Annotated in this window: 18 protein-coding genes; 12 read left to right on the top strand and 6 right to left on the bottom strand. The window is 73.2% G+C overall.

All coding sequences use genetic code 11. The features are described 5' to 3' along the window. Positions 1 to 117: 117 nt before the first annotated feature. Genes cobM through cobC form a run of 6 tightly spaced genes read left to right on the top strand, consistent with a single transcriptional unit; the run spans position 118 to position 6420 of the window. A complete protein-coding gene (gene cobM, locus JL475_RS15270) occupies positions 118 to 936 on the top strand; it encodes a precorrin-4 C(11)-methyltransferase (protein WP_202278246.1) in 819 nt (272 codons plus the stop codon). Beyond that, a complete protein-coding gene (gene cbiE, locus JL475_RS15265; RefSeq protein ID WP_202278245.1) occupies positions 933 to 2180 on the top strand; it encodes a precorrin-6y C5,15-methyltransferase (decarboxylating) subunit CbiE in 1248 nt (415 codons plus the stop codon). The genes cobM and cbiE overlap by 4 nt, the downstream gene beginning before the upstream one ends. Beyond that, positions 2177 to 3868 carry a precorrin-3B C(17)-methyltransferase gene (gene cobJ / locus JL475_RS15260; protein WP_202278244.1) on the top strand — a complete coding sequence of 564 codons (1692 nt, stop codon included), beginning with the start codon at positions 2177 to 2179 and terminating at the stop codon, positions 3866 to 3868. Before cbiE ends, cobJ begins: the two co-directional genes overlap by 4 nt. Next, entirely contained in the window at positions 3865 to 4452 is a 588-nt protein-coding gene (locus JL475_RS15255) for a precorrin-8X methylmutase (RefSeq protein ID WP_202278242.1), read from the top strand. Before cobJ ends, JL475_RS15255 begins: the two co-directional genes overlap by 4 nt. After that, on the top strand, positions 4449 to 5363 hold the full coding sequence (locus JL475_RS15250) for a sirohydrochlorin chelatase (RefSeq protein WP_202278241.1): 915 nt from the start codon (positions 4449 to 4451) through the stop codon (positions 5361 to 5363). The genes JL475_RS15255 and JL475_RS15250 overlap by 4 nt, the downstream gene beginning before the upstream one ends. Next, a complete protein-coding gene (gene cobC, locus JL475_RS15245; protein WP_202278239.1) occupies positions 5353 to 6420 on the top strand; it encodes an Rv2231c family pyridoxal phosphate-dependent protein CobC in 1068 nt (355 codons plus the stop codon). Before JL475_RS15250 ends, cobC begins: the two co-directional genes overlap by 11 nt. 120 nt (positions 6421 to 6540) lie before the next feature. On the opposite strand, the gene JL475_RS15240 is transcribed toward cobC, so the two are convergent. Together JL475_RS15240 and JL475_RS15235 are read right to left on the bottom strand one after the other, a co-directional pair. After that, on the bottom strand, positions 6541 to 7521 hold the full coding sequence (locus JL475_RS15240) for an SCO1860 family LAETG-anchored protein (RefSeq protein WP_202278237.1): 981 nt from the start codon (positions 7519 to 7521) through the stop codon (positions 6541 to 6543). A gap of 196 nt (positions 7522 to 7717) precedes the next feature. Continuing rightward, complete coding sequence (locus JL475_RS15235) at positions 7718 to 8815, bottom strand: amidohydrolase family protein (RefSeq protein ID WP_202278235.1); 1098 nt, start codon at positions 8813 to 8815, stop codon at positions 7718 to 7720. A gap of 174 nt (positions 8816 to 8989) precedes the next feature. Between JL475_RS15235 and JL475_RS15230 the strand changes: the two genes are divergently transcribed. The 5 genes from JL475_RS15230 (at position 8990) to thpD (ending at position 13832) form a co-directional block, all read left to right on the top strand. Further along, on the top strand, positions 8990 to 10093 hold the full coding sequence (locus JL475_RS15230; protein ID WP_307825059.1) for an aminotransferase class V-fold PLP-dependent enzyme: 1104 nt from the start codon (positions 8990 to 8992) through the stop codon (positions 10091 to 10093). Between the two features lie 442 nt (positions 10094 to 10535). Beyond that, positions 10536 to 11042, top strand: coding sequence for a diaminobutyrate acetyltransferase (gene ectA / locus JL475_RS15225; RefSeq protein ID WP_202278232.1), 507 nt, complete (start codon positions 10536 to 10538; stop codon positions 11040 to 11042). 87 nt (positions 11043 to 11129) lie between these two features. Further along, a complete protein-coding gene (gene ectB, locus JL475_RS15220) occupies positions 11130 to 12401 on the top strand; it encodes a diaminobutyrate--2-oxoglutarate transaminase (RefSeq protein ID WP_202278231.1) in 1272 nt (423 codons plus the stop codon). Between the two features lie 114 nt (positions 12402 to 12515). Continuing rightward, positions 12516 to 12914: an ectoine synthase gene (locus JL475_RS15215; protein ID WP_055591917.1), complete on the top strand. Its 399-nt coding sequence runs from the start codon at positions 12516 to 12518 to the stop codon at positions 12912 to 12914. Positions 12915 to 12920: 6 nt separating this feature from the next. After that, the gene (thpD, locus tag JL475_RS15210) at positions 12921 to 13832 is read left to right on the top strand and encodes an ectoine hydroxylase (RefSeq protein ID WP_202278230.1); all 912 of its coding nucleotides are present in this window, start codon (positions 12921 to 12923) and stop codon (positions 13830 to 13832) included. Positions 13833 to 14024: 192 nt separating this feature from the next. On the opposite strand, the gene JL475_RS15205 is transcribed toward thpD, so the two are convergent. The 4 genes from JL475_RS15205 to JL475_RS15190 form a co-directional block, all read right to left on the bottom strand. Next, the gene (locus JL475_RS15205) at positions 14025 to 15077 is read right to left on the bottom strand and encodes an aminotransferase class V-fold PLP-dependent enzyme (protein ID WP_202278229.1); all 1053 of its coding nucleotides are present in this window, start codon (positions 15075 to 15077) and stop codon (positions 14025 to 14027) included. 61 nt (positions 15078 to 15138) lie between these two features. Beyond that, a complete protein-coding gene (locus tag JL475_RS15200) occupies positions 15139 to 15849 on the bottom strand; it encodes a DsbA family oxidoreductase (protein ID WP_202278228.1) in 711 nt (236 codons plus the stop codon). Positions 15850 to 15924: 75 nt separating this feature from the next. Beyond that, positions 15925 to 16431: a GNAT family N-acetyltransferase gene (locus tag JL475_RS15195; RefSeq protein ID WP_202278226.1), complete on the bottom strand. Its 507-nt coding sequence runs from the start codon at positions 16429 to 16431 to the stop codon at positions 15925 to 15927. Positions 16432 to 16489: 58 nt separating this feature from the next. Further along, positions 16490 to 18019 carry an aldehyde dehydrogenase (NADP(+)) gene (locus JL475_RS15190; RefSeq protein WP_202278224.1) on the bottom strand — a complete coding sequence of 510 codons (1530 nt, stop codon included), beginning with the start codon at positions 18017 to 18019 and terminating at the stop codon, positions 16490 to 16492. A gap of 150 nt (positions 18020 to 18169) precedes the next feature. Here JL475_RS15190 and JL475_RS15185 point away from each other — a divergent pair, with 150 nt between their 5' ends. After that, positions 18170 to 18943 (top strand): IclR family transcriptional regulator, encoded by a 774-nt coding sequence (locus tag JL475_RS15185; RefSeq protein ID WP_202278222.1) that lies wholly within the window; start codon positions 18170 to 18172, stop codon positions 18941 to 18943. Position 18944: the final 1 nt, after the last annotated feature.

Raw genomic sequence — 18944 nt, 5'->3', positions numbered from 1 at the left:
CCGGGCGGGGGCGGCCGGCCGCCCGGCCCCTTCGCAGGCGTCACACGAACCCCAGGAACCACAGAGCCCACAGAGCCCACAGAGCCAGCAGAACCCGTAGGAGAGGATCGTTTCCCCATGGCCGATGCCCCCACCGGCAAGGTGACCTTCGTCGGTGCCGGCCCCGGCGCCGCCGATCTGCTGACGTTGCGCGCCGCGCGCGCGATCGCCGAGGCCGACATCGTGATCTGGGCCGCCAGCCTGGTCCAGGCGGAGGTCCTCGAGCACGCTCGGGAGGGCGCCGAGATCCTCGACTCGGCGACGATGTCGCTGGAGGACGTCGTGGCCGTGTACGAGCGGGCCCGCGCTCAGGGGCTGAGGGTGGCCAGGATCCATTCCGGGGACCCTGCGCTCTGGGGCGGCACGCAGGAGCAGCTCGACCGGTGCGTGGAGCTCGGCATCGCGACCGAGATCGTGCCGGGTGTGTCGTCCTTCTCCGCCGTCGCGGCGCTGGCACAGCGGGAGTTGACCATTCCCGAGGTGGCGCAGTCCGTGGTGCTGACCCGGCTCGGCGGCGGCAAGACGCCGATGCCGCCCGGCGAGGAGGTCCGCGAGTTCGCGCGGCACGGCACCACCATGGCGATCTTCCTGTCGGCCGCGCGCAGCGGGCAGCTGGTGCGGGAGCTGCTGGAGGGCGGCTATCCGACGAGCACGCCGGTGGTGGTCGCGTACCAGGCGACCTGGCCGGAGGAACTGCTCGTGAAGTGCACGATCGGCACGCTGGAGGAGACGGTCAAGGAGCACAGGCTCTGGAAGCACACGCTGTTCCTGGTCGGCCCCGCCCTCGACGCGCACGGCACCCGCTCGCACCTGTACCACCCCGGTCACTTCCACGGCTACCGCAAGGCCGACCCTCAGGCCCGCAGGGCACTGCGCACCCGGGGTGCGAGCACGTGATCACGGTCGTCGGCACGGGGACCGGTGCGCCGGTCGAGGAGGCCGTGCTCGCCGGGGCGGAGCTCGTCGTGGGCGGGCGGCGGCACCTGGACGCCGTTCGGCTGCCCGAGGGAGCCGAACGGGTCGTCCTCGGGGCGCTGGCTCCCGCACTGGACACCGTCGGGAAGTACGTCGCCGAGGAGCGTCCGGTCGTCGTGCTGGCCTCCGGTGACCCGGGGTTCTTCGGGATCGTACGGGCGCTGGCCGAGCGGTTCGGGTCCGAGCGGCTGGACGTGCGGCCGGGTGTCTCCTCCGTCGCCACCGCCTTCGCGCGGGTCGGGTTGCCCTGGGACGACGCCGTGGTGGTCAGCGCGCACGGCCGGGATCCGCGGACGGCCGTCAACCTGTGCCGGGCCCACCCGAAGGTCGCCGTGCTGACGGGGCCGGGGGCCGGTCCGGCGGAGCTGGGGGCGGCGCTGGCCCGGCACTCCCCCGGCCGGGTCCTGGTCGTGGCCTCCGCGCTGGGCGATCCCGAGCGGGAGCGGGTGGAGCGGGTCACGCCCGCCGTCGCGGCGGCGCGGGACTGGGGTCCGGCGGTCAGCGTCGTGCTGTGCCTGGACGAGTCACGGGGTCTCGGCCCCGTACGGACCGTCGCGGGCTCCTGCGCGCCGCCCGCCGGTTGGGCGCTGGACGAGGCCGGGTTCGCCCACCGGGACTCGATGATCACCAAGTTCGAGGTGCGGGCGCTGGCCCTGGCCCGGCTCGGGCCGCGCCCCGGCGAACTGGTGTGGGACATCGGCGCGGGTTCGGGGTCCGTGGCCGTGGAGTGCGCCCGGCTGGGCGCCGCCGTGACCGCGGTGGAGAAGACCGCGGACGGGGTGGGACGGATCCGCGCCAACGCCCTCGCGCACGGGGTGGACGTACGCGTGGTGCACGGGGCGGCGCCGACCGTGCTGTCCGATCTCGACGACCCCGACGCCGTGTTCGTCGGCGGGGGCGGGCGGGAGCTGCCCGCCGTCGTCACCGCGTGCGCGCGGCGGGCGCGGCGCACGGTCGTCGTCGCCCTGGCCGCCCTGGACCGGGTGCCGGCCGCGCGCGAGGCGCTGGCCGGTGCCGGCTTCACCTGCGACGGGGTGCTGTTGCAGTCGTCGCGGCTGGCGCCGCTGCCCGGGGACGTGACCCGGCTGGCGGCGACCAATCCCGTTTTCCTGCTGTGGGGTTCCAGATCCCCGGCACGTACCGACACCGAAGGAGCCGCCCTGTGATCGGCCTCATCTCCGCCACCGCGGCGGGAGCCGCCGCGCGGGACCGACTGGCCGCCGCGTGGCCGGACCGTACGCGGGTGTACGAGGGTCCCGTCGGGGACGCCGTACGGGCCGCGTTCGCGCAGTGCGAGCAGCTCGTGTGCTTTCTGGCCACGGGTGCCGTGGTGCGGCTGGTGGCACCGCTGCTGGACGACAAGGCGAGCGACCCGGGCGTGGTCTGTGTCGACGAGGGCGGCCGGTTCGCGGTCTCCCTGGTGGGCGGGCACGGCGGCGGGGCGAACGAGCTCGCACGTGAGGTCGCCGAGGTGCTGGGCGCCGAACCGGTGGTGACCACGGCGACCGATGCGGCGGGGCTGCCCGGTCTGGACACGCTGGGCTTCCCGGTGGAGGGTGACGTGGCCGCCGTGTCGCGCGCCCTGCTGGACGGTGAGCCGGTGGCGCTGCGCACCGACGTGGCCTGGCCGCTGCCCCCGCTGCCGGTCGCGGACGAGGGTGCGTACACGATCCGTCTCACGGACCGGCTGGCCGAGGCGGGGCGGCGGGAGGCGATCCTCCGGCCGCCCACCCTGGTGGCCGGGGTGGGTGCCTCGAAGGGCGCCCCCGTCGAGGAGGTCCTCGCGCTGGTCGAGGGCACCCTGCGGGAGGCCGGTCTGTCGGCCGCGTCGCTCGCCGAACTGGCCACCGTGGACGCGAAGTCGGAGGAGCCCGGCATCGTGGAGGCGGCCCGGCGGCTGGGTGTGCCGCTGGTGGCGTACGCCGCCGGGGAGCTGGCGCGCGTCGAGGTGCCGAACCCCTCCGACGCGCCGCTCGCCGCCGTGGGGACCCCGTCGGTCGCGGAGGCCGCGGCGCTGGTGCGCGGCGGTGAACTCCTCGTGCCCAAGCGGAAGTCGGAACGTGCGGACGGGCAGCCGGCGATGGCGACCTGTGCCGTCGTACGGCGGCCGGGGCGCGGGCGGCTCGCGGTGGTCGGGCTCGGGCCGGGCGCCCGGGACCTGCTCACCCCGCGGGCGAAGGCGGAACTGCGGCGCGCCTCCGTGCTGGTGGGGCTCGACCAGTACGTCGACCAGATCCGCGATCTGCTGCGGCCCGGCACCCGGATCCTGGAGTCCGGGCTCGGTGCGGAGGAGGAGCGGGCGCGCACGGCCGTCGAGGAGGCCCGTCGGGGGCAGGCGGTCGCGCTGATCGGAAGCGGGGACGCGGGCGTGTACGCCATGGCCTCCCCGGCGCTCGCCGAGGCGTCCGACGACATCGACGTGGTCGGGGTGCCCGGGGTGACGGCGGCGCTGGCGGCCGGGGCGATCCTGGGCGCGCCGCTGGGCCACGACCACGTGTCGATCAGTCTGTCCGACCTGCACACGCCGTGGGAGGTCATCGAGCGGCGGGTGCGGGCGGCGGCCGAGGCGGACATCGTGGTGACGTTCTACAACCCGCGCAGCCGGGGCCGTGACTGGCAGCTGCCGAAGGCGCTGGCGATCCTCGCCGAGCACCGGGAGCCGACGACGCCGGTGGGTGTCGTGCGGAACGCGTCCCGTGCCGACGAGTCCAGTCGCCTGAGCACGCTCGCCGCGCTCGACCCGGCGACGGTCGACATGATGACGGTCGTGACCGTGGGCAACACGGCGACCCGTGAGATCGCGGGGCGCATGGTCACCCCGCGCGGCTACCGCTGGCAGGAGGAGTCCCGGTGAAGCGTGTGGTCCATCCCATCGAGCAGGAGTCCTTCCGCCGGTTGCGCGCCCGTCTGGACACCGGGCACTTCCCGCCGCTGACCCGGGCGGTCGTGGAGCGGGTCATCCACTCCTCGGCCGATCTGGCGTACGCGGACGATCTCGTCATGGACGAGGGCGAGCTGGCGAAGGCGCACGCGGTGCTGCACGCCGGGGCGCCCGTCGTGGTGGACGTGGAGATGGTCGCGGCCGGGATCACCCGGCGCGGGACCGTCTGCCGTCTCAAGGATGCCGAGGCCGGGCCCGAGCTCACGCGTTCGGCGCACGCGATGCGCCTGGCGTACGAGGAGGTCGGCCCCGGGGCCCTGTGGGTGATCGGCTGCGCGCCGACCGCCCTGGAGGAGCTGCTGACCCTGGACGCCTCCCCCGCGCTCGTCATCGGGCTGCCCGTCGGTTTCGTCGGAGCGGCCGAGTCCAAGGCCGCGTTGCGCGAGAGCGGGTTGCCCGCGGTGAGCAACGTGTCCGAGAAGGGCGGTTCGGCGGTCGCCGCGGCCGCGCTCAACGCCCTGCTCTACCACCCCACTTCGCTTGAGGAGACCTTGTGACCACCCCGCCCGCCCTGATCGTCGCCGGACACGGCACCCGGGACGACGCCGGAGCGCAGGCGTTCCGCGACTTCGTAGGGGAGTTGGGGCGCCGTCACCCCGAACTGCCCGTCGCGGGCGGCTTCATCGAGCTGTCCCCGCCGCCGCTGGGCGAGGCCGTCGCCGAGCTGGTCGGCCGGGGGGTGCGGCGGTTCGCCGCCGTGCCGCTGATGCTGGTGTCCGCCGGGCACGCCAAGGGCGACATCCCGGCGGCGCTGGCCCGTGAGAAGGAGCGCCACCCCGGGATCTCGTACACCTACGGCCGTCCGCTGGGCCCGCACCCCGCCCTGCTGAGCGTGCTGGAGCGGCGGCTCCGGCAGGCGGTGGATCCGTCCTGGGACCCCGCCGAGGTGACGGTGCTGCTGGTGGGGCGCGGTTCGACGGACCCGGACGCCAACGCCGAGGTGTGCAAGGCGGCGCGGCTGCTGTGGGAGGGGCGCGGCTACGGGGCCGTGGAGACGGCGTTCGTGTCGCTGGCGGCGCCGGACGTGCCGAGCGGGCTCGACCGGTGCGCGCGGCTCGGCGCCCGGCGGATCGTCGTCCTGCCGTACTTCCTGTTCACCGGCATCCTGCCGGACCGGGTACGGCACCAGACCGAGCAGTGGGCGGCGGCGCACCCGGAGACGGAGGTGCGGTCGGCGGACGTCATCGGGCCGGAGCCGGAACTGCTGGACCTGGTGATGGAGCGGTACGCGGAGGCCGTACAGGGCGATCTGCGGATGAACTGCGACAGCTGCGTGTACCGGATCGCGCTGCCGGGCTTCGAGGACAAGGTCGGGGCGCCGCAGCAGCCGCACTTCCACCCGGACGACGACGGCCACCACCATCACGGCCACCACGGGCACGGTCACGCGCCTTCCCATGCCCACTGATCCGGAGGCCTGCGCGCACGACCTGCGGCACCACGGGGACGCCGAGGTCCGTGACGACGGCGCCGCTCTGGTCGACCTCGCCGTGAACGTCCGCGCGGACACGCCCCCGGCGTGGCTGCGGGAGCACATCGCCGCGTCGCTCACCGGCCTCGCCGCCTACCCGGACGGGCGGGCGGCGCGGGCGGCGGTGGCGGCGCGGCACGGGCTGCCGGTGGAGCGGGTGCTGCTGACGGCGGGGGCGGCGGAGGCGTTCGTGCTGCTGGCGCGGGCGTTGCCGGTGCGCCGGCCGGTGGTGGTGCATCCGCAGTTCACGGAGCCGGAGGCGGCGCTGCGGGACGCGGGGCACACCGTCGAGCGGGTGCTGCTCCGCGCGGAGGACGGTTTCCGGCTGGATCCGGCGGCGGTCCCCGAGGACGCGGACCTGGTGGTGATCGGCAACCCGACGAACCCGACGTCGGTGCTGCACCCGGCCGCGGCGATCGCCCGACTCGCCCGCCCCGGGCGGACGGTGGTCGTGGACGAGGCGTTCCTGGACGCGGTGCCGGAGGAGCGCGAGGCGCTGGCCGGCCGGACGGACGTACCGGGCCTGGTGGTCCTGCGCAGCCTCACCAAGACGTGGGGGCTGGCGGGGCTGCGCATCGGATACGTCCTGGCCGCGCCGGAGACCGTCACGGCGCTGGAGCGGGCGCAGCCCCTGTGGCCGGTGTCCACACCCGCGCTGGCGGCGGCCGAGGCGTGCGTGGGGGCCGGGGCGCTGGCGGAGGCGGCCGGGGCGGCCCACCGCATCGCCGCGGACCGGTCCCATCTGCTCGCGGGGCTGGAGAAGTTCGCCGCGCGCGGTCTGAGTGTCGTGCGTCCCGCCGAGGCCCCGTTCGTGCTGCTCCGGCTGGAGCACGCGACCGCCGTACGCCACCGGCTCCGCGACCTCGGCTTCGCGGTGCGCCGCGGAGACACCTTCCCGGGGCTGGACGAGCGGTGGCTGCGCCTCGCGGTACGCGACCGGCAGACGACGGACGCGTTCCTGGGGGCTCTGGAGCGGGCGCTGGACGCGGACTGACCTGCCCTCCCCGCGGCCCGCGGGGAGGGACCGGCCGTCGGGGTCCCGGTGGCTACGGCGGGGGCCGGCGGTGGGAACGCCGGCCCCCGTCGGTGTACTCGGCGTACTCGGTGTACAGCGTCAGTTGCGGCGGCCCCGGCGGGAGAGGGCGACTCCCGCGCCGCCCGCCGCGAGGAGCGCAACGGCGGCGCCCGCGATGTACGGGGTCGTCGAGTCGCCGCCCGTCTCGGCCAGGTCCGCCCCGGCCGGCTGCTCGGCGGGGGCCGCCTGCTCGGCCCGCGCGCCCTGGGGCTGCACGTCGGCGGTCCTGGACTCCTCGGACTCCGCCGGGGCCGCCTGCTCCTCGGCCGGGGCGGCCGGGGCGGGCTGCTCGACCGGGGCGGCGGGGGCCTCGCACTTCGCTTCGGCCAGGGTGACGGTGCCGTTGACCTCGGTGACGTTCAGCTTCGCCGGGTCGACGGCGACCTCGAGCCGGAGCGCGGTGGCGGCGGCGGTGCGGGAGGTGGTCTCCGTCCTGGACAGGTCCAGGCGGACCTCGCCGACGCCCGGCACCGTGACCTCGGTGGTGCCGTCGGAGGTCAGCGTGACGCGTTTGCCGAGCACGGTCACCGAGCCGGGCAGGGTGGCCGAGGCGAGCGGGGTCCGGCCGGTCTCGCAGACGGCCTTGGAGGTGACCTTCTCGAGCTCGATCAGCGACAGCAGCGGCAGTCCGGGCACATGGACCCGGGCCTTGGCGAGGGTGGTGGAGGACTCGGCCCGCTTCCCCTCCACCGTCGCCTTCGCGTCGGCCACCTCCGCGCGCAGCACGCTGAAGGGTCGGCCCTTGTCGACGCCCTCCAGGTCCGCGGTGAGGAGGGTCTTCCGCGCGCTCTGCGGCGCGTGGACCTCGTTGAGGGTGACGGTGAGCGGGACGTTCGCGCTCTTGTCGAGCAGGGCCACGTCGAGCCCGGTGCGCAGGACGGCCGCGCTCGCGCTGCCGTGTTCCCCGGTGGCCTGCGCGGGGCCCGCTCCGGCCAGCGCCGCGGGACCTGCGGCGAGGACGGTGGCCGCGGCGACGGCGAACCAACGGCGTGCGGGCATGCGGAAGTTGGTGCTGTTCAAGGTGGTGGGACCCCCATGAGACGTGGGTGGGACCCGGAAAGAATGACCGTCCCGGGAGACGACCGTCAGCGATCCGAGGACACTTCACTCCTTCGTGGCAGGCCCGCCGACACATTCGAATCCCGGGGCACGACTGTTCCCCACCCCCGCCCACGCGTCACCCGGTGGACGGGTTTCGCCCGCCGAGCAGCGGGTCCTAGCCGACCACGCGCCCGTTCAGTACCACCCGGCGCGGGTCGGTGAGCACCCGTACGTCCGCACGCGGGTCGGACGCGTAGACCACGAGGTCGGCCGGGGCGCCCTCCTCCAGGCCCGGGCGGCCGAGCCAGGCGCGGGCGGCCCAGGTGCCGGCCGCCAGGGCGTCGACGGGCGGGATGCCGGCGGTGACCAGTTCGGCGACCTCGGCCGCCGCCAGACCGTGCGGGAGGGTGCCGCCCGCGTCCGTGCCGACGAAGACGGGGATGCCGGCGTCGTGGGCGGAGCGCACGGTGTCGTAGCGGCGTTCGTGGAGCCGGCGCATATGGGCCGACCAGCGCGGGAACCTGGACTCGCCGCCGTCGGCCAGTTCGGGGAAGGTGGCGATGTTGACGAGGGTCGGGACGATCGCCACGCCCCGTTCGGCGAACAGCGGGATGGTGTCGTCGGTCAGGCCCGTCGCGTGCTCGACGCAGTCGATGCCGGCCTCGACCAGATCCCGCAGGGAGTCCTCGGCGAAGCAGTGCGCGGTGACGCGGGCGCCCAGCCGGTGCGCCTCGGCGATCGCCGCCTCGACGGCGCCGCGCGGCCAGCAGGCCGACAGGTCGCCCAGGTCTCGGTCGATCCAGTCGCCGACGAGTTTGACCCAGCCGTCGCCCTGCCGGGCCTCCTGGGCGACGTAGGCGACGAGGTCGTCGGGTTCGACCTCCCAGGCGTAGTTGCGGATGTAGCGGCGGGTGCGGGCGATGTGCCGGCCGGCCCGGATGATCTTCGGGAGGTCGTCGCGGTCGTCGATCCAGCGGGTGTCGGAGGGCGAGCCCGCGTCCCGCAGCAGCAGGGCGCCGGCGTCGCGGTCGGTGAGCGCCTGCTTCTCCGCGACCTCGGCGGGGACCGCGCCGTGACGGTCGAGGCCCACGTGGCAGTGGGCGTCGACCAGGCCGGGCAGCACCCAGCCCTCGACGGTCCGGACGTCGCGGGCGGTGCCGGGGCGGTCGTAGGAGATCCGCCCGTCGACCACCCACAGCTCGTCGCGGACCTGGTCCTCGTCCGGTCCGACGAGGATCCGGCCCTTCACGTGCAGCACCGCGCGTTCGCTCATACACCGCACCCTAGTGAGCCGCCACCCGGACGGGCCCACCCGGTCCGGGTTCTCCGCCTCCCCGTCCGACCTGGGAATCCGGCGTCGGACGGGCTCCCGTACGCTCGCACTCGTACCCCCACGACCTCGTGCGGGCACGACCTCGTGAAGCCGCGATCTGGAGAGAGCACCGCCGTGAGCACCCACCCCTTCCTCGGTCTGGCCCCGCTGAGCGCCGCGCACTTCGCCTCGATCGAGGACCGCGTGGCACGGCTGCTGCGCACCACGCAGGACGTCGTGATCATGCAGGGTGAGGCGCTGCTGCCGCTGGAGGGCGCGATCCGCGCGGCCGCGGGTCCCGGCACGACCGCCCTGAACGTCGTCACGGGCCCCTACGGGCAGACCTTCGGGGACTGGCTGCGGGACTGCGGCGCCACGGTGATCGACCTGGCGGTGCCGTTCCACACGGCGGTGACGGCCGGGCAGATCCGCGAGGCCTTCGCCGGACATCCGGAGATCGACTTCGTCTCCCTGGTGCACGCGGAGGCGGCCACCGGGAACACCAACCCGGTCGCGGAGATCGGCGAGGCGGTGCGGGAGCACGGAGCGCTGTTCTATCTGGACGCGGTGGCGTCGATCGGGGCGGAGCCGGTGCTGCCGGACGCGTGGGGCGTGGACCTGTGCGTGATCGGGGCGCAGAAGGCGATGGGCGGTCCGGCGGGCGTGTCGGCGGTGTCGGTGAGCGAGCGGGCGTGGGCCCGGATGGCGGCGAACCCGCGGGCGCCGCGCCGCTCGTACCTGTCGCTGCTGGACTGGAAGGAGCGCTGGATCGACGGGGGCCGTACGGCGCTGCCGCACGCGCCGGCGCAGTTGGAGATGCTGGCGCTTCAGGCGTGCGTGGAGCGTATCGAGGCGGTGGGCCTGGACACGGTGACGGCGCGGCACGCGGCCGCCGCCGCGGCGACGCGGGCGGGGGCGCTCGCGCTGGGCGGCGGCCTGGCGCCGTACGTCCACGAGGCGTCCGAGGCGGCTCCGGTCGCCACGACCCTGCGGGCCCCGTCGGGCACGGTGGCCGCGGAGCTGGTGGCCCACGCCCTGGCCGTGGACCCGGCGCTCCCGCTGGCCGCGGGCGGCGGGGCACTGGCCAAGGAGATGATCCGCGTCAACCACTACGGCTCCGACGCGACCCGGGGCGCGGTACGGGCGAGCCTGACGGCCCTGGGCACCGCGCTGGCGGAGCAGGGCCTGACGGTGGACGTGCGGGGCGCCCTGAGCGCGGCCGACGGCGCCTGGCGGTAAGCCCCGCGCGGGACGCCCCGGAGCGGGAGGGCGTCGACGGCACGACGGGGACATGAGCGACCGGCCGGCCACGGGTGACCGAATCGTGAATTCCATAGGATTACCGGAAGCAATCGAGGGCATTCCCACCCGGCATTCTCCCGCTTATTTCAATACAACCTTCCAGAGCAGCTTCCCATCTCCTCCTGCCCGCTTTTCTCGGACCTAAACACAGCGATTCAGCGGGGCGGGAAGCGGCCCATCCGGGACCCCCTCAAGGGAGTTACACACTTGTGACCGGTCCCACAGTGCGACCGATTTGCGCCTTGTATCCACTGCAAAATGGGGCATCTCGCCGAGCTTCCGCTTGCGGCTTCACGCCCGCGCGATAACATAGTTCAAGCCACCAGGTAACCCCGGCAGCCGATGCATTTTCGAATTTACCTGGGTAAGTTGAATTCACATGACTGCCGCTCAAGCAGACCCGCAAATCGACCGCCCCGCCCTGGCGGACGGAGCCGCGTTGTGGCGGATAGCGAGGGACTCGAAAACCCTCGACCTGAACTCGTCGTACAGCTATCTCCTGTGGTGCCGGGACTTCGCCGCCACATCGGCCGTCGCACGCGACGCCGGCGGGGAGGCGATCGGCTTCGTCACCGGCTACCTGCGGCCGAGCAGCCCGCACACCCTGCTCGTCTGGCAGGTCGCGGTGGACGAGGCGCACCGCGGCCGCGGCCTGGCCGCCGCTCTGCTCGACGGTCTGGTCGCACGGACCACCGCGGAACACGGAGTGAACACCGTGGAGACCACCATCACCCCGGGGAACACCGCCTCCGAGCGCCTGTTCACCGCGTTCGCCGAACGCCACGGCGCCCGGCTGGAGCGCGAGGTGCTGTTCGAGGCCGACCAGTTCCCCGACGGACCGCACGACCCCGAGGTCCTGTACCGCATCGGTCCCCTCGCCCCCTGACCTTCGGCCCCCGCGCACGAAGAAGTGCGTCACTCCGCCGATCCCCGTCTCCCTCCGACCTCCCACGCCAACGAGGAGCGATTCGTCGTGACCATCACCCAGCCCGATCTGAGCGTCTTCGAGACCCTTGAGTCCGAGGTGCGCAGCTACTGCCGTGGCTGGCCCACCGTCTTCGACCGCGCGCACGGCAGCCGTATGTACGACGAGGACGGCCACGAGTACCTCGACTTCTTCGCCGGAGCCGGTTCACTCAACTACGGCCACAACAACCCCGTACTGAAACGGGCGCTGATCGACTATCTGGAGCGGGACGGCGTCACCCACGGGCTCGACATGTCGACGACGGCCAAACGCGCGTTCCTGGAGTCCTTCCAGAACTGGATCCTGCGCCCGCGCGACCTGCCGTACAAGGTCATGTTCCCGGGCCCGACGGGCACCAACGCCGTCGAGTCGGCGCTGAAGCTGGCACGGAAGGTGAAGGGGCGCGAGTCGATCGTGTCGTTCACCAACGCCTTCCACGGCATGTCCCTGGGCTCGCTCGCCGTGACTGGCAACGCCTTCAAGCGGGCCGGGGCCGGCATCCCGCTGGTGCACGGCACGCCCATGCCGTTCGACAACTACTTCGACGGCACGGTCGAGGACTTCCTGTGGTTCGAGCGGCTGCTGGAGGACCAGGGCTCCGGCCTCAACAAGCCGGCCGCCGTGATCGTCGAGACCGTGCAGGGCGAGGGCGGCATCAACGTCGCCCGGCCCCAGTGGCTGCGCGCCCTGTCCGAGCTGTGCGCACGCCAGGACATGCTGCTCATCGTCGACGACATCCAGATGGGCTGCGGCCGTACCGGCGCCTTCTTCTCCTTCGAGGAGGCGGGCATCACGCCGGACATCGTCACCGTGTCCAAGTCGATCAGCGGCTACGGCCTGCCCATGGCATTGACCCTGTTCAAGCCCGAGCTGGACGTCTGGGAGCCGGGTGAGCACAACGGCACCTTCCGCGGCAACAACCCGGCCTTCGTCACGGCGACCGCCGCCCTGGAGGCCTACTGGGCCGACGGGTCGGCGATGGAGAAGCAGACCCGTTCGCGCGGCGAGCAGGTCGAGCAGTCGCTGATCGCCATCGCCGAGGAGAACCTCGCCGACGTGAAGGAGTACCGCGGTCGCGGGCTGGTGTGGGGAATGGAGTTCCACGACAAGGAGCGCGCGGGGCGGATCGCCCAACGCGCCTTCCAGCTCGGGCTGCTGATCGAGACCTCCGGCCCCGAGAGCGAGGTCGTCAAACTCCTCCCGGCCCTGACCATCACCCCGGACGAGCTGGACGAGGGGCTGAGGACGCTGGCCCGCGCCGTCCGCGAGACCGCCTGAACCACCTGAACCACCTGAACCACCTGCTGAACCGTCCGGGACCCGGCCTCGGCCCGGGGCCCGGACGGCCCGCAGGCACCATCACCACCATCACCAAGGAGGCATCGCAGCACCGTGATTGTCCGTTCCTTCAAGGAGCTCGAGGGCACCGACCGGCATGTGAAGTCCGCGTCGGGCACCTGGGAGAGCAAGCGCATCGTCCTCGCCAAGGAGAACGTCGGATTCTCCTTGCACGAGACCATCCTGTACACCGGTACGGAGACGTCGATGTGGTACGCCAACCACATCGAGGCCGTCGTCTGCGTGGAGGGAGAGGCAGAGCTCACCGACCACGACTCCGGGCTGACGCACACGATCACGCCCGGGACCATGTACCTCCTCGACGGGCACGAGAAGCACACGCTGCGGGTGAAGAAGGACTTCCGCTGCATCTGCGTCTTCAACCCGCCCGTGACCGGACGGGAGGACCACGACGAGAACGGTGTGTACCCGCTGCTCACCGAGGAGGTGTGAGGTTCCATGACCACCGTGACCCCCAGCACCGAGACGCACGTCCCCGACCTCTATCCCACCCGCGGCTCCGCCGAGGTCATCACCCCGCGGCAGGACCCGGTCGTCTGGGGCGCCCCGGACGCGCCCGGCCCGATCACGCCGGCCGACCTCGGGGCGTTCGAGCGTGACGGCTTCCTCGCCGTCGACCAGCTGATCACCGAGGACGAGGTCGCCGTCTACCGGGACGAACTGAACCGGCTGGTCGCCGACCCGGCGATCCGGGCCGACGAGCGGTCGATCGTCGAACCGCGGTCCAAGGAGATCCGCTCGGTCTTCGAGGTCCACCGGATCAGCGAGGTGTTCGCACGGCTGGTGCGCGACGAGCGGGTGGTCGGCCGGGCCCGGCAGATCCTCGGCTCGGACGTGTACGTCCACCAGTCCCGGATCAACGTCAAGCCGGGCTTCGGGGCCAGTGGCTTCTACTGGCACTCGGACTTCGAGACCTGGCACGCCGAGGACGGTCTGCCGCGGATGCGGACGGTGTCCGTGTCGATCGCGCTGACCGAGAACTTCGACACCAACGGCGGACTCATGATCATGCCGGGGTCGCACAAGACGTTCCTCGGGTGTGCGGGGGCCACACCGAAGGACAACTACAAGAAGTCGCTGCAGATGCAGGACGCGGGCACGCCCTCCGACGAGGGGCTGACCGCGCTGGCGTCGGAGTACGGCATCAAGCTGTTCACCGGCGCGGCCGGCTCGGCGACGTGGTTCGACTGCAACGCCATGCACGGCTCCGGGGACAACATCACGCCGTTCCCGCGCAGCAACGTGTTCATCGTGTTCAACAGCGTCGACAACACGGCCGTCGAGCCGTTCGCGGCGCCGGTCCGGCGTCCCGAGTACATCGGGGCCCGGGACTTCACGCCGGTGACGTGAGCGCGATCCCCGGAACGGGTGTCGCGAACAGGTGTCGCGAACGCGTGACGTGCGCGCGTGACGTGCGCGCGTGACGTGCGCGCGTGACGTGCGCGCGTGACGGTGACTGCGGGCCGGTGCCTCCTCGTGTGGGACGGGAGGCACCGGCCCGCTGCCGTGCCCGCGACCGGGCCGGTGCGGGGCCCGGCCTCCTCAGCCGGACAGGGCGTCCAGCAGCCGGTCCACTTCGGCCGGCGTGTTGTAGAGGTGGAAGGACGCCCGCAGATGGCCGGCCCGGCTGGACAACGCGAGGCCGGCCCTGTCCAACTCAAGCTCGAGACGGCCCAGTTCCGGCACGGAGACGATGGCCGAGCCGGGGGCGGGCACGGGCTCGTGACCCAGCGCGGCAAGCCCCGCCCGGAAGCGGTCGGCGAGGGCGAGGTCATGGGCGTGGATCGCCTCCACACCGATCTCCTCGACGAGTTCGAGGGAGGCACGCAGTCCCGCGTAGGTGAACAGGGCCGGACTCACGTCGAACCGGCGGGCCGAGCGGGCGAGTTCGGTGACCGGTCCGTAGCAGCTGTCCCAGGGCCTCTCCGCCGCGACCCACCCCGCCTGGACCGGGGCCAGCCCACCGAAGTCCTCCGGCACGACGAGGAAGGCCGCCCCGTGCGGGCCGAGCAGCCACTTGTGGACGATGGCGACGGAGTAGTCGTGGGTGTCGGCGTCGACCGGCAGCCAGCCGGCCGCCTGGGAGAAGTCGACATAGGTGCGCGCGCCGTGCTCCCCGGCCGCCTCCCGCAGCGCGGGCAGATCGGCGATCCGGCCGTCGGCGGACTGCACGGCGCTCACCGCGACCAGGGCGGTGTCCGGCCGGACGGACTCGGCGAGCCGCTCCAGGGGCACGGCCCGCACCTTGAGGTCGCCGCGTACGTGGAACGGGTTGAGCACCGAGGTGAAGTCGCCCTCGACGGTGAGGACTTCGGCGCCCGGCGGCAGTGAGGCCGCGAGCAGACCGGTGCAGAGAGCGGCGGTGGCGCCGGCCGCCACGCGCTCGACGGGGACGCCGGCCAGCCGGGCGTAGGCGGCCCGGCAGGCCTCGACGTCGTCGAACAGCGGATCGAGCGGGCCGCCCTCGGCCCTCAGCCGTACGGCCTCCTCGAGGGCGGTCACCGTACGCGCGGGCAGCAGGCCACTGCTCGCGGTGTTGAGGAAGGTGTTCTTCGGGGTGAACTCGGCACGGACGAGGTTCGCGAAGGTCTCCATGGGGCCACTCTGCGGTCCCGGGCCCTCCCCGTCCACCGGCTTTCAGGCCCGTCCGGCGCAGTCAGCTCTGCGGGACCGCGCAGCCGTCGGGGCCGCAGGCCTCCGCGTCGCCGTCGACGATCTTCAGCGGCGACCGCTCGCCCCACGCCTGGGTCAGCGCCCGGGTGAACACCTCGGCGGGCTGGGCGCCGGAGACGCCGTACTTGCGGTCGAGGACGAAGAAGGGCACGCCCCGCGCGCCGAGTTCCGCGGCTTCCCGCTGGTCCTCGCGCACCTCGGCGGCGTACGCGTCCGGGTCGGCGAGGACCGCGCGGGCGGCGTCGGTGTCGAGGCCGGCCGCGGTGGCGAGTTCGAGGAGGCGTTCGTCGTCGCCGAAGACGGACCGCTCCTCGGCGAAGTTCGCCCGGTAGAGGAGGTCGAGCAGTTCCACCTGGCGGCCCTGGGCGCGGGCGAAGTGCAGCAGGCGGTGCATGTCGAAGGTGGCACCGTGGTCGCGGCCCCGGGTGCGGTACGGCAGTCCCTCGGCCGCGGCCTGGGCGCCGAGGTTGTCCTCACCGGCCTCGGCCTGTGCCTGGCTCATGCCGTACTTCTTGGTCAGCATCGTGAGCACGGGCTGGATGTCGTCCTTGGCCCGGCCGGGGTCCAGCTCGAAGGAGCGGTGCACCACCTCGACGTCGTCACGGTGCGGGAACTCGCCGAGCGCCTTCTCGAACCGCGCTTTGCCGACATAACACCAGGGACACGCGATGTCCGACCAGATTTCGACACGCATCGTTCAGGCACTCTCCCGGTCGTGGGGGCACGGAGACTCCCTCCGCTGCGTGCGTGAACGTTCAACCAGTGAGGTTCATTCCCCCGGCACGGCGAAGCACAGGTGGAGGTGGTGGTCGTCCTCGGCGGGCGGGTGCTCCGGGTCCGGGATCCAGCCCTGGCGGGCGTAGAAGGCCTGGGCCCGCCGGTTGCCGGCGTGCACCTCGAGCACGGCGGTCCGCCGGCCGTTCGCCCGCCACTCCTCGACGCAGGCGGTGTGCAGGGCCGTGCCGATGCCGGCGCGCCAGCGCCCCGGGTCGACGTGGAACTGGAACAGCTTGACCGTGTCGGCGGGGGCGTCCGGCGGGGTGCGGAACGAGGCGATGCCGGCCAGGTGGCCGTCCCGCACCGCGCACAGCACCTGCCCGTCGGGGCGCTCGACGGCCTCCTGCCAGCGCGCCCGCCAGCCGGTGCCGTCGTCGGGGAGACCGTCCGGGTAGTACGTGGACCGGGCGTGCAGGTGCAGTGCGGCGATGTCCGCGGCCTCGGCCTCCAGGGCGGTCCTGATCAACAGGAAGTCCCTGGTCCGGTGCGGTTCGATCATGCACTGCAGGACGTTCCCCGGCGGGCGGTGGTTCCCGGTGTGCCGGCCTCCGTCGCGTTCAGCGCTCCAGGCTGCCGTTGAAGCGGCGGGGCAGTTTCTGCGGGTTGTCGTCGCGCAGTTCCGGCGGCAGGAGGGCGGCCGGGCTGTTCTGGTAGGCGACGGGACGCAGCCAGCGCTCGATGGCGGTGCCGCCGACCGAGGTGGAGGTGGAGGTCGTCGCCGGGTACGGGCCGCCGTGGTGCTGGGCCGGGGCGACCGCGACACCGGTCGGCCAGGCGTTGACGAGCACCCGGCCGGCGAGCGGGGTCAGTTCGGCGAGGATCTCCGCGCCCCGGCCCCGGCCGGCGCCCTCCTCCTCGGACAGGTGGACGGTGGCGGTGAGGTTGCCGGGGAGGCGGGAGAAGACGGAGCGGACCTCGGTGTCGTCCTCGTAGCGGACCACGACGGTGACCGGGCCGAAGCACTCCTCCAGCAGCAGGTCGTGCTCGCCGTCCGTGGTGAGTCTGCTCGCCGGGACGGTGAGGAAGCCGGCGCTGACGGTGTGCTCGCCGCCCGGGCCCGGGGTCACCGGGGCTTCCACATCGGGCAGTTGGGCGCGCTCGGCGACCCCGGCGACGAAGGTGTCGCGCATGCGGTGGTCGAGCAGGACACCGGCGTCGGTGTCGCTGACGGCGTCGGTCAGGGACTTGACGATGCGGTCGCCGGCCGCGCCCGCCGGGGCGAGGACGAGGCCCGGCTTCACACAGAACTGGCCGACGCCCAGCGTCATCGAACCGGCGAGACCTGCGCCGATCGCCTCGGCGCGCTCGGCGGCGGCGGCCTCGGTGACGAGGACCGGGTTCAGGGAACCCAGCTCGCCGTGGAACGGGATCGGGACCGGGCGGGCGGCCGCCGCGTCGAAGAGGGCGCGTCCGCCGCGCACCGAGCCGGTGAAGCCGGCCGCCGCGACCAGCGGGTGCCGGACCAGTTCGACGCCGGCCTCGAAGCCGTGCACCAGCCCGAGCACGCCCTCGGGGATGTCGTGCCGGGCCGCCGCGCGGCGCAGCACCCTGGCGACCAGCTCGGACAGGCCCGGGTGGTCGGGGTGGGCCTTGACGACCACCGGGCAGCCGGCCGCCCACGCGCTCGCGGTGTCGCCGCCGGGGACGGAGAAGGCGAAGGGGAAGTTGGAGGCCGAGTAGACGGCGACGACCCCCAGCGGGACCTTGTAGCGGCGCAGGTCCGGGACGGGCGGGGTGGCGGTGTCGTCGGGGTGGTCGATGACGACGTCGAGGAAGGCGCCCTCGTCGACGATGTCGGCGAAGGCCCGCAGCTGGTAGCAGGTGCGGGCGAGTTCGCCGGTCAGCCGGACCGGTCCGAGGGCGGTCTCGGCGTCGGCGGCCTCGACGAGCCGGCCTTGGGCCGCCTCGAGTTCGTCGGCGGCGAAACGCAGGAAGGCCGCACGGACGGTGCGGTCGGCCAGGGCGCTCCGCGCGTCGTGCGCGGCCCGGACGGCGGCGTCCACCTCCTGGGCCGTGGCCTCCACCGCAACCTGTTCCCGCTGCTTCCCGGTTCGGGGATCGACGCTCCAGACTGGTGCTGCTGCCACCGTGAGTCCCTCCACTTGACTGCCGCCCTCAATGCCGCAGTATGTACGTCACCCATCGGCGGCGTTCGATATACTGAACACTGTCTCTGATGATGAATATGCTGCTGGAGACTATAACTTCAGCTTCTCGTCGAACGAAGGGTCAAGGGCATGTCGGCTGGCGAGACGGGCGGCGGCGCGCAGGTCAAGTCCGCGGTGCGGACCGTTGAACTGCTCGAGTACTTCGCCGGGCGCCCCGGTATGCACTCCCTGGCGGCGGTCCAGGAGGCCGTCGGCTACCCCAAGTCCAGTCTCTACATGCTGCTGCGCACCCTTGTCGACCTCGGCTGGGTGGAGACGGACGCGACGGGCACGCGGTACGGCATCGGCGTGCGGGCGCTGCTCGTGGGCACGTCCTACATCGACGGCGACGAGGTGGTGGCGGCGGCCCGCCCCACCCTGGACCGGCTCTCGGACGACACCACGGAGACCATCCACCTCGCCCGGCTCGACGGCACCAACGTCGTCTACCTGGCCACCCGGCAGTCGCAGCACTACCTGCGCCCCTTCACCCGGGTCGGCCGCCGGCTGCCCGCGCACTCGACGTCGCTCGGCAAGGCGCTGCTGAGCACGTACACGGACGAGCAGGTGCGCAAGATGCTCCCGCAGACGCTGCCCGCCCTCACCGAGAACACCATCACGGACCGGGAGAAGCTCATCGAGGAGCTGCACCAGGTGCGCGAGCAGGGCTTCGCCGTGGACCGCGAGGAGAACACGCTCGGGCTGCGCTGCTTCGGGGTGGCGATCCCCTACCGCACGCCCGCGCGGGACGCGATCAGCTGCTCGGTGCCGGTCGCCCGGCTCACCCCCGCGCACGAGCAGATGGTCAAGGACGCCCTGTTCGACGCGCGCGACCGGCTGACCCTGGCCACCCGGAGGCTCTGAG

It is taken from the genome of Streptomyces sp. M2CJ-2 (assembly GCF_016757295.1).
In the GTDB taxonomy this organism is placed as follows: Bacteria; Actinomycetota; Actinomycetes; order Streptomycetales; family Streptomycetaceae; genus Streptomyces.
Note: the sequence above shows the minus strand (reverse complement) of the source record. Positions and strands in the feature narration are given on the sequence as shown.

Coding starts and splice junctions, on each gene's coding strand:
- cobM (WP_202278246.1), top strand. CDS start 118: ATGGCCGATGCCCCCACCGGCAAGGTGACCTTCGTCGGTGCCGGCCCC.
- cobC (WP_202278239.1), top strand. CDS start 5,353: ATGCCCACTGATCCGGAGGCCTGCGCGCACGACCTGCGGCACCACGGG.
- JL475_RS15235 (WP_202278235.1), bottom strand. CDS start 8,815: ATGAGCGAACGCGCGGTGCTGCACGTGAAGGGCCGGATCCTCGTCGGA.
- ectA (WP_202278232.1), top strand. CDS start 10,536: ATGACTGCCGCTCAAGCAGACCCGCAAATCGACCGCCCCGCCCTGGCG.
- thpD (WP_202278230.1), top strand. CDS start 12,921: ATGACCACCGTGACCCCCAGCACCGAGACGCACGTCCCCGACCTCTAT.
- JL475_RS15205 (WP_202278229.1), bottom strand. CDS start 15,077: ATGGAGACCTTCGCGAACCTCGTCCGTGCCGAGTTCACCCCGAAGAAC.
- JL475_RS15200 (WP_202278228.1), bottom strand. CDS start 15,849: ATGCGTGTCGAAATCTGGTCGGACATCGCGTGTCCCTGGTGTTATGTC.
- JL475_RS15195 (WP_202278226.1), bottom strand. CDS start 16,431: ATGATCGAACCGCACCGGACCAGGGACTTCCTGTTGATCAGGACCGCC.
- JL475_RS15185 (WP_202278222.1), top strand. CDS start 18,170: ATGTCGGCTGGCGAGACGGGCGGCGGCGCGCAGGTCAAGTCCGCGGTG.